The 14,358-nt window shown below is 51.3% G+C and carries 6 protein-coding genes; 3 read left to right on the plus strand and 3 right to left on the minus strand.

The genetic code is table 11. The features are described 5' to 3' along the window. The first annotated feature begins 20 nt into the window (after positions 1-20). Positions 21-9,137 (plus strand): helicase-like domain-containing protein, encoded by a 9,117-nt coding sequence (locus ACTQ3V_RS02875; protein ID WP_441466172.1) that lies wholly within the window; start codon positions 21-23, stop codon positions 9,135-9,137. Positions 9,138-9,501: 364 nt separating this feature from the next. On the opposite strand, the gene ACTQ3V_RS02880 is transcribed toward ACTQ3V_RS02875, so the two are convergent. After that, the gene (locus tag ACTQ3V_RS02880) at positions 9,502-10,194 is read right to left on the minus strand and encodes a DUF4367 domain-containing protein (RefSeq protein WP_441363892.1); all 693 of its coding nucleotides are present in this window, start codon (positions 10,192-10,194) and stop codon (positions 9,502-9,504) included. Further along, the gene (locus tag ACTQ3V_RS02885) at positions 10,178-10,726 is read right to left on the minus strand and encodes an RNA polymerase sigma factor (RefSeq protein ID WP_441363891.1); all 549 of its coding nucleotides are present in this window, start codon (positions 10,724-10,726) and stop codon (positions 10,178-10,180) included. The genes ACTQ3V_RS02880 and ACTQ3V_RS02885 overlap by 17 nt, the downstream gene beginning before the upstream one ends. Before the next feature lie 151 nt (positions 10,727-10,877). Between ACTQ3V_RS02885 and ACTQ3V_RS02890 the strand changes: the two genes are divergently transcribed. Further along, on the plus strand, positions 10,878-11,321 hold the full coding sequence (locus ACTQ3V_RS02890; RefSeq protein ID WP_441363890.1) for a hypothetical protein: 444 nt from the start codon (positions 10,878-10,880) through the stop codon (positions 11,319-11,321). Between the two features lie 611 nt (positions 11,322-11,932). On the opposite strand, the gene ACTQ3V_RS02895 is transcribed toward ACTQ3V_RS02890, so the two are convergent. Next, the gene (locus ACTQ3V_RS02895) at positions 11,933-13,171 is read right to left on the minus strand and encodes an IS256 family transposase (protein ID WP_441466173.1); all 1,239 of its coding nucleotides are present in this window, start codon (positions 13,169-13,171) and stop codon (positions 11,933-11,935) included. A 251-nt stretch (positions 13,172-13,422) separates the two neighbouring features. On the opposite strand from ACTQ3V_RS02895, the gene ACTQ3V_RS02900 reads away from it, so the two are divergent. Continuing rightward, positions 13,423-14,325: a TraX family protein gene (locus ACTQ3V_RS02900; RefSeq protein ID WP_441363889.1), complete on the plus strand. Its 903-nt coding sequence runs from the start codon at positions 13,423-13,425 to the stop codon at positions 14,323-14,325. The last annotated feature ends 33 nt before the right edge of the window (positions 14,326-14,358 follow it).

A 14,358-nucleotide genomic window follows, 5' to 3' on the forward strand; every position in this document is an offset into this window, starting at 1 on the left:
GTGATAATGAAAAAGGGAAAGTGGCAGAGTTGAAAAAACCTGCTGCTTTCCCTTTTTCTGACGAACCGCCCGCGGTTCAGCTTTCGCTGATGCCGGAGGAAATCCCTGCGCGGGATGTGTTCCAGTCGAACACGCAACCAGCCGCTGAAGATGTGTTCCAGTCGAACACACAGACCGCCGCTGAAGATGTGTTCCATCGGAACACGCAGCCAGCCGCTGAAGATGTGTTCCATCGGAACACGCAGTCCGCCGCTAACGATGTGTTCCAATCGAACACGCAGTTTGCCGCCGAAGATGTGTTCCATCGGAACACGCAGCCAGCTGCCGAAGATGTGTTCCATCGGAACACGCAGCCAGCTGCCGAAGATGTGTTCCATCGGAACACGCAGCTTGGACGGCATGAGTTTACGCAGGCGGAAATAGACCATGTGCTGCGGCTCGGCAGCAACACAGACCGCCACCGCGAATGTATCGTCGCAGCCTTTGAAAAGCAGAAACCCATCGGCGGGATTGCAGCCGATCTGCAAACCATCTACCACGGCGGTAACGGTTTTTCCATCGGCGCGGAAAGGTTTGCCGCATGGTATGACAGGGACGGTGTCCATCTTTCCCGCGGGCGCTCCGCACGGTATGACGCCGGGGCGTATCTCATCCCATGGGAACAGGCGGCGAAACGGATCGGACATCTTATAGAAACTGGACAGTTTGCCACCAATGCCGAGGTCGCGGAAGCCGAGGGATACGAACGCCGACAGCTTTCGGAAAAAATCTGGTTCCTTTATCATGACTTCGGCAAAAATGCACAAGGCTATCTGCCCAGCCTGTCTGGAATACGGCGAAACAATTATCCGGAAGAAACCGCATGGCTCGCGGAACAACTGAAAAGTCCAGAATTTCTCCGGACGTTCACAGAGGAATATGCCGCGTTCCTGTCCGCCTATGACCTGAACCATGACCTGCTGCGGTTTCGGCATCATACCCCTAGGGACATCATGGATGGTCTGCATGATCTATCCCTGCCCCGCAGGACTTTTGCTTCGGGAATGACGAAAATCCCGGAGATCGGCCGGTTTATCACAGACGATGAAATTGATGTTTCCCTTTCGGGCGGTGGAAACGTCGCAGGCGGGAAAAACCGTATCTACGCCTTCTTCCAGCAGGGACACTCTGCGAAAGAGCAGAAAGACTTCCTGCAGGAGGAATATGGCATCGGCGGGCGATCCCACGCGCTGTCCGGCTCTTCCCACAGTTGGGAAGATTATGACGGAAAAGGGATTCATTATAAAAAAAACGGCTGCCCGGATATCCACCTCACATGGGAACATACCGCGAAACGCATTGCCGCGCTGGTGCAGAACAACCGGTATCTGTCCGCAGAAGCACAGGCTGCTGCTGATAAGGTGCGCGAGGAGAACGCGCTGGCGGAACAGGAGGAAATGGCTGCGCCTTCTGTGCCAGAGGACAAGACAGACCATGCAGTTTCGCCCATCATGCCCCAAACGCCGGAGGAAAATCCATATGAGCCGGACAGCATCCCCTATATCATCTGCGAATGGAGTGAAAGCCCCGTATTTGAAGATGGGAAACGGTATTCCATCCATGAGTTTGACCGCCTGATGAAGCAGGCGGATGACGAACAGGTTACAGGGAAAAACGCCGCTTTGAAAAAACATGGCACATGGGAGGACTGGTACGAAGCGGACGATCCTGAAAACGAGCGGTTTCTTGGCTATGATAAAACCAAATTTACTATCGTTATGCCTGATGGGCAGACCTATACGGAGCGGCAGGATATTGGCGATGGCGATGGCGGGGTGCTGGATTTCCTGAGCCGGTATCCCCAATACCAAAGCATCCTGCCGCAGCTGCGCGAGGCGTCCATTGTATCCCCTACACCGGATAAAGCAACCATTGAGCAGGGTGCGGGACAAGAGCAGCCCGCACCCCGCGCATCCGCGAAACCGCAGAAAGACTTCAGCTTTGAGTACCAGCTTTTAGACCGGCTGCGCGCAGACTGCGAATATTTCCTCGGCGGCGGGCAGCGGAACGAAAGGCACTTATGGGCAGGGACTGTCCGTGAACAGATTGCAAAAATGCGGGAACTGTATCACGCTTTGCCGGAGAAACCGGACTGGCTGACAGAGGACGCGATCAGCAGCTATGAGCGCCGCATGGCTCCGCGCTATCAGGTAATAGTTTATCACCGCACAGAAAACGGTTTTGATGAAAAGCCGGAGTATCAGACGCAGGAGGAGGCAGAACGCATTGCACAGGCGTATATTCGCGGAAGTATGGAAACCGGCGGGCTTGCCTATGACGGCGCTGCCGTCTATGACTTAAAGGAAAAGCAATATCTTCGCATTTACGGCGTTTTTCCCGACCGGCTTGCACAGGCTCAGGTCAGCGTTGAGCGTGACGATGTGTTCCAAGCGAACACGCAGACCACCCCTGCGGATGTGTTCCAATCGAACACACAGCCTGCCGCTGAAGATGTGTTCCAGTCGAACACACAGCCTGCCGCTAAAGATGAAATGGCCGCGCCCTCTATGCCGGAGAGACGGACAGGCCATGTGATTCCGCCCGCCACGCCCCAAACGCCGGTGGAAAATCCATATGAGCCGGACAGCGTCCCCTATATCATCTGCGAATGGAGCGAAAGCCCCGTATTTGAAGATGGGAAACGGTATTCCATCTATGAGTTTGACCGCCTGATGAAGCAGGCGGATGACGAACAGGTTGCAGGGAAAAACGCCGCTTTGAAAAAATATGGCACATGGGAGGACTGGTACGAAGCGGATGATCCTGAAAACGCGAGGTTTCTTGGCTATGATAAAACCAAATTTACTATCGTTATGCCTGATGGGCAAACATATACGGAGCGGCAGGATATTGGTGATGGTGATGGTGGGGTACTGGATTTCCTGAGCCGGTATCCCCAATACCAAAGCATCCTGCAGATATTGCAGCAGGCTGCTGCCGCAGACCCCTCGCGCGATGTGTTCCAGTCGAACACGCAGCCCACCGCTGAAGATGTGTTCCAATCGAACACACAGCCTGCTGCCGACGATGTGTTCCGACGGAACACATCGGAAAGCGCCGCGCCCAAACGGACGGCGCGGACGGTAAAAGAGATTTATGACCAATACCTGCCAGTGATTAAAGAAAAGGTCATGGCTGACGCTGCCTATCAAAATGCCTGCATGAATTCAGACGAGGAAAATGCCCGTATTGAAGCGGATGCTGCAACACGGCGCGCGGCGGTGAGTGTCGGGGATACCGAGTTCCTCCGGCTTTATTATGACCTAAGTTCTTTCCATAACCGTCTGCATAAAGCGGTGTTTGATGAAACCTATCCTGCCCTGCACGCAAGCGCAGAACAGCCCGTTTCATCTGATGATGTGTTCCAAGGGAACACATTGGAGGAAGCCGTGCAGGCTGCTGCCACAGACCCTTCACGTGATGTGTTCCAAGGGAACACACTGGAAGAAGCCGTGCAGGCTGCTGCCGCAGACCCTTCACGTGATGTGTTCCAAGGGAACACACTGGAAGAAGCCGTGCAGGCTGCTGCCGCAGACCCTTCGCGTGATGTGTTCCAAGGGAACACACTGGAGGAAGCCGTGCAGGCTGCCGCCACAGACCCCTCGCGTGATGTGTTCCAAGGGAACACACTGGAGGAAACCACGCAGGCAATACCAGCGCCGCATGACCCACTTGCCCCCGCCTATCAGGTCGGGACAGTGGTTTACTGGAATAAAGCGGCGCACATCATTTCCGGCGTCAGCCCCGCAGGGATCACGCTGAAAGAAGCCGGCGCGGAGGGTACGGAACTGCCGCCCATCGCCAAGGCCGTATTCGAGAGCCGCCTGTCCCAAGACGCCCGGAATACACCTATCATAGATACCCTGTCTATGGATATGGGGAACGCAAATGACGATCTGCGGGAAACGCTCACCGGCGAGCACGGCCTGCTGTCACAGGCGGACAAGGACGACGTCGTCCGCCGCCTGCGCAGTGGTCAGGGAAATGCGGAAATTGCGCAGCAGCTCTCGGACGCCCACGCGGGTACAACCGGCAATTTCACCCTTTTAACAGGGGATGAAGCTGAGTATATCGCCGCGCCCTCCGGCTTTTCCGTAGAAATCCAGGACAGGTTCGGTACAGAGTTATCTTATTCATGGATTGAAGTCGCGCGGCTCTGCCGCAGCCTGTACCAACAGGAGTTGGACGGCTTCCGTCACGCTGTCCCCGAACCTGCTGCCGACGATGTGTTCCATCGGAACACGCAGCCTGCCGGCGCGGATGTGTTCCAGCCGAACACACCGGAAGGGGCGGCGCGGAACGTGGGCAATTATCATATTACGGATGAACTGCTCGGCGTATCCCGTCCGCGCGAACGGTATCGTGACAACATTGCCGCGCTCCGCCTGCTGCACACACTGGAGGAGAAAAACCGCCCGGCTGCGCCGGACGAACAGGCGGTGCTCGCCCATTATACTGGCTGGGGCGCGATCCCGCAGGCGTTTGATGCGGGGAATCCGGCGTGGGCGGATGAATATACCGAGCTTAAAGCGCTGCTGACAGACGATGAATATAGGGCTGCGCGATCTTCTACCTTAAACGCACACTACACCAGCCCCACGGTGATCCGTGCCATCTATGACGCCGTAGAGCACATGGGGCTTGCACCGGAAAGCATTCTGGAGCCGTCCTGCGGTACCGGTAACTTCTTCGGGATGCTGCCGGAGGGAATGAGAAACAGCCGTCTGTACGGCGTGGAGCTGGACAGCATCTCGGGCCGTATCGCCCAAAAGCTCTATCCCAGTGCGGATATCACGGTGTCCGGTTTTGAAAATACCACGTTTCCGGACAACACCTTTGACCTCGCCATCGGCAACGTGCCATTCGGTGATTATCACGTCAACGACAAGGCATATAACAAAGACCATCTGCTCATACACGACTATTTCTTTATAAAGTCGCTGGATAAGGTAAAGCCAAACGGCGTTGTCGCTTTTATCACATCCAAAGGCACAATGGATAAGAAAGACGTGCATGTGCGCCGCCTGCTTGCGCAGAAAGCGGATTTGCTGGGTGCCATCCGTCTGCCCAACAATGCGTTCAAAGCCAATGCCGGCGCAGAGGTGACAACGGATATCCTGTTCCTGCAAAAGCGGGAAACACCGCCGGAAACCGAGCCGGAGTGGGTGCAGCTGGGGCAAAATCCAGATGGGCCTTCCATGAACCGTTATTTTATCTCCCACCCGGAAATGGTCCTGGGCGAAATGAAGATGGAAAGCACCAGATACGGTTATGATACCACCTGCGCGCCGCTTCCGGGCGCAGATATGAAGGTGCAGCTTGCGGAAGCCATCCGCCATATTTCCGTCCCTGACAAGCTGCCGGTACGCGGTAATGCGGATGTGTTCCAATGGAACACATCGCAAAACACAGGAAGCGCCCCGGACGAAGAGGTGGAGGATTACAGCTATTTCATCAAGGACGGGGCGGTGTTTTTCCGCGCCGCTGGCAGGGATGAGCCTACAGGATATAAGGAAACCGCATCGCAGCGCGCCCGCGGCATGATCGGCCTGCGGAAAACCGTGCGCGACCTAATCAAGGCACAGACCGAAAGCTGTGACGATGACACGCTGCATGAGCTGCAATATGCACTGAACGAGCAGTACGACGCCTTTGTCAAAAAGCACGGCTATATCCACGATATCGCCAACCGCCGTGCGTTTTCGCAGGACGCGGGATATCCGCTGCTGCTGGCATTGGAGGAGCTGGACGATGAGCAGAATGTCAAGGGCAAAAGCGATATCTTTACCCAGCGCACGATCCGTCCGCATATTGCCGTGACCAGCGCGGATACGCCGCAGGACGCATTGGGTTTATCCCTTGCGGAACGCGGGGAAATCGACTTTGCTTATATGTCCCGCCTGCTGGGGGGAATGCCAGAGGGGCAGATCATTTCCGCGCTGCACGGACAGATTTTCCGCGAACCGGTAAGCGGCAGGTGGCAGCCGGCGGATGAGTACCTTTCCGGCAATATCCGCGCAAAGCTGAAAACCGCACAGGCATACGCGGAAAAAGACCCCGCTTTCTCATTTAACGTGAAAATGCTGGAAAGCGTCCTGCCCGAACCCCTTACCGCTTCGGATATCAGCGTGCGGCTCGGCACTGCATGGATCCCGCCCGAAGACGTCACGCAGTTTGTGCGGGAAGTCCTGCACCCGCCGTTCTATGCGGCAAACAAGATCACCGTGTCCTACTCGGAGGCGATCAAAAGCTGGTATGTCTCCAACAAAGGCGCGGACAATGACCGCAACTCCTTTGCCTATACCAAATTCGGGACAAGCCGTGCGAACGGCTATGAACTGCTGGAGCGGGCGCTCAACCTGCGGGATGTGCAGATATTCGATGTGAAAATCGTAGACGGCAAAGAAAAGCGTATCCCCAACCAACAGGAAACCATCAAGGCGCGCGGGAAGCAGGACGCGCTGCGGCAGGCGTTCAAAGACTGGATTTTTGCAGACCCGGAGCGGCGCGAGCGTCTGGTCCGCTACTACAACGAACATTTCAACCACACCCGCCCGCGTACCTATAACGGGGATTACCTCTCTTTCCCCGGCATGAACCCGAACATTACCTTGAAAGAACACCAGCGCAACGCGGTTGCCCGCATCCTCTACGGCGGCAATACGCTACTGGCGCATTGCGTGGGCGCGGGGAAAACATGGACGATGGCAGCGGGCGCGATGGAGCTGCGGCGGCTGGGGCTTGCCCACAAGCCGATGTTCGTTGTGCCGAACAGCCTGACCGAGCAGTGGGGCGCGGAATTCCAGCAATTATATCCCGGCGCGCATATCCTTGTGGCGCGGGAAGATGACCTGTCCAAACAGAACCGCCAGGCATTTTGTGCGCGGATCGCCACAGGGGATTATGACGCGGTGATCATCGGGCATAGCCAGTTTGAAAAAATCCCGCTTTCCCCGGAGCATGCCCGGGCGCATATCGAAAAGCAGCTTGACACGCTGGAACTCAGCCTGTCCGAAGCGAAAAAAGATAAAGGGCAGAATTTTACGATCAAGCAGCTGGAAAGCTCGAAAAAGAAGCTGGAAGCGCGGCTGGAGCAGCTGATGAACGCCAAGGAAAAGGATACTGCCGTAAGCTTTGAGCAGCTTGGCGTGGACCGTATTTTTGTAGACGAAGCGGACGAATTTAAGAACCTCGGCCTGTTTACAAAAATGCGGAATGTTGCAGGCATCCAGACTACGGCTGCGCAGAAAAGCGAGGATATGGCTGCAAAATGTGAATACCTGAATGAGCGCAGCGGCTATAACAGCGTGGTATTTGCCACCGGCACCCCGATCTCAAACAGCATGACGGAACTGTATACCATGATGCGCTATTTGCAGTATGATGTATTGGAGCAGGCCGGCCTTTCCGATTTTGACAGCTGGGCGTCCGCCTTCGGCGAAACCGTGACGGCCATGGAACTGTCCCCCGAGGGCAGCGGCTACCGCAGCAAAACCCGTTTTGCGAAGTTTGTGAACCTGCCTGAGCTTGTTACAATGTGGAAACTTGCCGCGGATATCCAAACGGCGGATATGCTGCACCTGCCGCGCCCGGAAGGGACATACCACAACGAACTCACCGCGCCCACACCGGAGCAGGAGGCAATGGTAAAGGAGCTTGGAAAGCGCGCGGACGCAGTACGTGCCGGCGCTGTCGCGCCGTATGAGGACAACATGCTTGCGATCACAAACGACGGGCGCAAGCTGGCGCTGGATCAGCGGCTTGCCGACCCCTCGCTGCCCGACGCGCCGGAAAGCAAGCTGAACAGGGTCGTGCAGAATGTTTTTGAAATTTGGGAGCGTACCGCACCGGAAAAAGGCACACAGCTCATTTTCTGCGACCTTGCGACGCCCGGCGGCAAAGGCGTGCGCAAAAACAGCTTTTGCGCCTATGACGATATACGCGGCAAGCTGATCGCGCGCGGCGTGCCTACGGAGGAAATTGCGTACATCCATCATGCGGATACAACGCCGAAAAAGCGCGCGCTGCGGCGGCAGATGAACGCGGGCAAAATCCGTATCCTGATCGGCTCCACCAGCAAAATGGGCGCCGGATTCAATGTGCAGAAACGCTTAGCCGCGGAACACGAGATAGACTGCCCGTGGCGTCCGCGCGATATCGAGCAGCGCGAGGGGCGCATCCTGCGTCAGGGCAATATGTATGACCGTGTTGACATTTACCGTTATGCCACCCAAAATTCATTTGACAGTTACAACTGGCAGACCGTGGAGAATAAGCAGAAGTTTATCGCGCAAATTGTGACTGGGAAATCCCCGGCGCGTACTTGCGAGGATGTAGACGCCGCCGCACTGTCCTATGCGGAGATCAAGGCGCTGTCTGCCGGCGATCCGCGCATCAAAGAGCGTATGGAACTGGAGGTTGAGGTCAACAAGCTGAATGTGCTTCGCACCGCATACAAGAACGAGCAGTACCATCTGCAGGATGAAATCCGCATGATACCGGACAAAATAACGGATAAGGAGCGCCTGCTTGCCGCATTGCAGCAGGACGGCAGGACCTTTGCAGCGCACCATGCGGAAAGCGTGGGCGATACATTCCGCGCGGAGATCTCCGGTACGGTATACACGCAGAAAGAGGACGCCGGAAACGCTTTGCTGCAGCGCATCGAAAGCGAAACGGCAAAGATCAAGGCTGGGGCGGACGATGCCATGGCGTGGGAAAAGTCCCTTTCTATCGGGCATTACTGCGGTTTTGAACTATACCTGACGCGCGATCCGCTGCAAAACTGTATCCTGTGGGTACGGGGTGAAACCAAGCGTCAGGTGGAAACCGGCATGACGCCGCAGGGCATGATGCAGCGGCTGGGGAACGCCCTGTCTGGCATTGAAGAACATATCCCCGACTGTGAAAAGCGCATCGCGCTCTTGAACGAGCAGCTTAAAACAGCGAAAGCGGAACTGGATAAACCGTGGCCGCAGGAGGATGAGTACCAGATCAAGGTAGCGCGGCTGGGTGAACTGAACTTCCTTTTGACCAGGGAAAAGGAACAGCCCCGGCAAACCGAAATCACGGTTGCGGAGCCGCAGCCGGTCCGGTAAGGCAGGGTTCGACATTTCCCGCGCTTTTCCCGCTGTATAATATACCGGACACTCCTTGGGGCTGTGCAGGGCGGTTGGCCCCGTACAGCCCCCTCCATTTCCTGATAAAGAAACAACGGGGATGTGTTCCACTGGAACACATCCCCGTTCTCTTAATCTTTTTGGGAATTTCAGAATCAAAAGAAATGGTTATATTGCCTCAGCTATACTTTGACAATACCGATGCTGTATTTCTGAAAGGAAAAATTTTTCTGATATCCCACGATTATGCTCATTTGCGGTAAAGCATATAAGAATCATAAAGTCGTTTTCAGCTATAAAAAATTACTTTTCCAAGGTGGCCTTAATTTGCCTACAAGTGTGTCTACCCTACAGTAACATGTTCAGCAATTTGCTTTTCAATATCCAACGGAAGATTGCCATATAGCTGGAACAGAATATTTTCATGTGTCCATAGGATCGTATTATTATTACTCTTAGAGATTATTGTTGCCTCCTCGCCGTTCATCGAATACTCCTGCACCACCGCATTTTCCGTGTCTACAATCTTATGTGTGTCCTGATTTTCCGTAATCAGCGTGCATGTCAAATCGAAGTACATTCCATCTTCGGTTTCATAGCTGACAGAGTAAAAGGTTTCGTCGCCATATTCATCAGTCTGATCCATTCCGTCAGGTATGAAACCAAGTGAAATCACACCGAGAGCGGTTTTTACTGGTGACGAAGATGCGGACCCTGTACTGAAACGGTAATCAGTAAGTTCATGGAATACATGTGTCACAATTTCAATAATTTTCTCTCGGTATGCATCCACAGTCATTACGCAGGAAAAGGATACGGTTGCAACGACCAGTAGTATAGCGGCACTTCGGCGCATCATGTGTATGACGTGATTCAACCTCGGTGATCTGCGCTGCTCTTTAATCAGTCTTTTCATTTTTCGATTAAACCGGTGAGAAAACTGATGCTCCGGTATATCATCCGGTAAAGCCGAAGATAACCATAAATTGCGCGCTTTCGATGCGCTGGCATATAGCATTTCATCCGTTATCTTCATGTTGATCCTCCATAGACTCTAACGATGCAGCAAGCTTTATTTTGGCTCGCTGAATGGTTTTTCGGACGTTATCCTGCGACATATTCATCAATTTCGCAATTTCAGGCACTGAAAAGCCATTATCATACCGTAGCAAGAGAATTTCGCGGTACTTGACCGGCAACGCGGCCATAGCACCTGCCAGCATATCGCGCTGGTCGAAACTTTCAATATCTGTTTTGGCAGGCGTATTGATAAATTCTTCATCAAAGGGTACTACGGCCCTGCGCTTTCTGGAGCGATACAGATCTATCGCAATCCTCTCAGTAATTGTAACGATCAGCCCCTTTGTTTTGGGACACTTCACTTCATCTATACGTTCAATTATGTCGATTATCTTTAAGAAAGCCTGATGTACAATATCTTCCGAATCGCGCGTATCTCCTAAAATACGGTTCGCAGTGTAGTACATCAGGTTTTTGTATTCGTGATAAATGGCTTCAAATTTAGATCGGTCCTCTTCGGAATCAATCATAGAAAGATAAATCAGCATAAGATCCCCCTTTGCTGTTTTCTTTTGCATTATAACATAGAAGTCAATAATGTCCAACTAAGAATATTTTTGAAAAATCTGTAGCAGGGTGTCCCAAATCTTTGTTCTCGTTCGTTACAGTAGGCAAGAACTAATGGAAGGAGGGAATCCCATGGGAACAAGAAGAAAAATGCTGGTATCGGGCTTATGTCTTACTGCTTGCTTATTGGCGACCAATGTGCCGCAGGCATACGCGCTGAACGATACCACTTCTTCGGCAGTACAGGGCGATGTAGAACTGTATATGACATACATAAACGATGCTGATTGTACATTCTCTATTAGCAATGGTACTGCCAAGATCAATGCATGGGTGCGCGGGCAATCCGGGAACTCAACAAAATGCCAGATTGTAGTCAATCTTCAAGAGAAGTCCGGATTGAGCTGGAAAACCGTGCAAACATGGTCCGATACCCGGAATGGACGTAAAGCGACAGTTAACGCATCCCAAAAAGTTACATCAGGGAAAAGCTACCGGGTAACTGCTACCGTGACTGTTTGGAATGGCTCAAAGTCTGAAAGCAAACCAATGACCTCTAACCCCCTGACAGCTTGACAGAAGTTCTGACAAGTGTTGCAATTTACTCCAAGTTTTTATTAAGTTGAAAGGAAACAAGAAGCATGAAAAAAAGATTTGCATGCATTATATCAGCAATTATGGTTTTTTCGTTATTTGTAGGACAGGCGTCCGCAGTATCAATCGACAGCATTGGGACTGATTCAAATTCAATTATGGTGGACAATCTTAATTAAAGTCTCCGCCCATACTCGCTTAATCGTCCCACCAAGTTTTATGATATAGCAAAATCAGGTAGGTATAAAGGAAGCTTTACAGGATTAACAGGTGGACTATATACTAACTATTATTTTAGTCCTAACGCATCTGGGAAATTGATTGTATCAGGTTCTGTCTCTAACACAGAAGCCAGAATTAAATATTTGGAAATTCAGTGTATAGAAATGTCCACTAAAAGAGTGATAAGGTCTGTCCCAAATTTTGTGTAAACACTGCCGGGCAGTGCAAAATAGAGCCAAAATAATTTAAGGCGGGAGCGGCGCCAGCTGCTGATGCCTTGTCTACAAAATAACAGCAGTCTGCGGGCATGTCAAGTGCGGAGGCGTCAGCGTTGGTTCATCTCGACCCTTGACATGCCGGTATGCAGCCGGTCAGTCCGGCATACGATCCGCAAAGAATACTGCCAGCTGAGCATGAATCATGCTCCAGTCCTGTCTCCGGCCAGTCCATTTCTTTGTGATATCGATCATGGCAAGATACAGCATTTTCAGCAGGCTGTCATCTGTGGGGAACACGGATTTTGCCTTGGTCACTTTCCGAAGCTGACGGTTAAAGCCCTCGATGGTATTGGTCGTATAGATCAGGCGGCGAATCTCCTGGGGGTACTTGAAATAGGTGCTGAGATGTGGCCAGTTATCCCGCCAGGACTGAGAGATTTTGGGGTATTTCTTATCCCAATGTTCGGAAAAGGTATCCAGAGCGTCCAGGGCCGCGGACTCATCCACCGCGGCGTAGACTGCCTTCAAGTCTGCCATGAGCGCCTTTAAGTCCTTGTAGGATACATATTTGCTGGAATTTCGGAGCTGATGGATGATACAGTTCTGAACCTCTGTCTTGGGGAACACCGCTTCAATCGCTGCGGAAAACCCGGTCAAATTGTCCGTGCAGGCGATGAAAATATCCGCAACACCCCGGTTTCTCAAGTTATTGAGTACCGTTGCCCAGAATTTGGCGCTCTCATTTTCACCGACCCACATACCCAGAACGTCCTTCCTGCCGTCCAGATCGATACCAATGGCAATATAAACAGCCTTCTTGACGATCTGTCCTTCGCTGCGCACATGGTAGTGGATGGCATCCAGAAAAGCTACCGCGTAGACGCTTTCCAAAGGCCGCTGCTGCCATTCTTTTGCGATGGGTAGGATCTTATCTGTGATGCGGCTTACGGTCGTGTCAGATACCTCTACGCCGTAGATCTCCTGAATATGGGTCTCTATATCCGACGTGGTCATGCCCTTGGCGTACATGGACAGGATCTTCTCCTCAATGTCCTGACTGATGCTGGTTTGGTTTTTCTTCAGCACCTGAGGCTCAAATTCGCCTTTCCGATCACGAGGTACGGACACTTCCACATCGCCAAAGCTGGTCCGCAGTGTTTTGCTGCTGTGACCGTTGCGGCTGTTGTCCGTGTCCTTATTTTTGTAGTCATACTTGCTGTAGCCAAGTTCATCATCCAGCTCTGCCTCCAGGCCGTTTTCCATGAACTCGGCAATGGTTTCCTTGAACAGGCTCTGGATGTCCTCCATGCTGCCTATGTTCGCCATCTGCAGCAGTTCTCTGATTTTTTCCCGACGTGCGTTTTCTTCTGGGGTACGATTCTTTCTAGCCATTATAAAAATCCTCCAATGTGGTGCTCCTATTCTACACCACATCGGAGGTTTACACAAAGTTTGGGATGGTCTCGAGTGATATCTACATACCGTACTTCTGAGATAAAACAAAGCAATACGCCATATTATAATGTTTTTCCGGATTGAGTTCCCAAAAGCATTACTATTTCTGTTTGAACTCTGGCGGCCCCGTTTCAGGTACTGGAGGCCTTCTGAACGGTAGTATAGATGTTTCCCATTCGTAATTTTATATGAGATTACGGATAAAGGGGCTGACACAATTTCAACTTAAAGTAGTTGCATGTATTGCAATGACGATCGATCATATCCCCAAAATATTACTTAGTCTTTCTTTCAGTCAGTCATTTGCTATATTAGCATCTGCAATAGGTAGAATATCTGCCCCCCTTTTTTTGTTTTGCTTTATCGAGAGCCTGCATAAAACACATGATCGAAAGCATTTTATTCTCAGGATATATTTATCCAATATATTTATAAGTTTATTCATCGCTATGATGAATTTCTTGTTTAATGAATGGATCGGAGTATATGATTTCGGTCAAAGCATATTATCCACATTTTTCTATGTGGGGTTATATTCATACGCTATCAATAATGTCATTAACTTGTTCCGTAAAAAAGAAAGGGCAAGGGCTATATTTGAAATTTCCTCTATAGTGTTTCTTCCCTTTTTCTTGTCATGGATGGCTCAAGCTGTGTTTTCTAACGGTTGGGAGTATTTAGAGGGAATATTTAAACTAATTGGTGTGCAAGATGCGTATATAAATATTATCAATATCAATATGCAAATAGTGCTTACCTCAGTGTTTCCTTCACCTTTAAATGTAGAATACACAATGATTTTTGTTATATTGGGAGTAATGAGCTATTTCCTTCCTACTTATCATCGTATTATTGTGTTTTCTCTTTTTTGTATGTTTTCGTATGTTGGCTCTCACCTAATGCTCCTATCTATCTATCCATTCACCGATTTTTTTGCGGTAGATCAATGGAAAATGGTTTATGCGATTCCTTTCATGTTGATATATAACAAGCAGAAAGGGAAATCTTTCAAATTGTTTTTCTATATGTACTATCCATTGCACCGTTATAGTTTGATAATAATTGATACTTTGTTTGCGTTGACAGCATAATACAATGAAAATCAGCGAGTCTTAATACAGGAG

It is taken from the genome of Candidatus Agathobaculum pullicola (assembly GCF_052117205.1).
Lineage (GTDB): Bacteria > Bacillota > Clostridia > Oscillospirales > Butyricicoccaceae > Agathobaculum > Agathobaculum pullicola.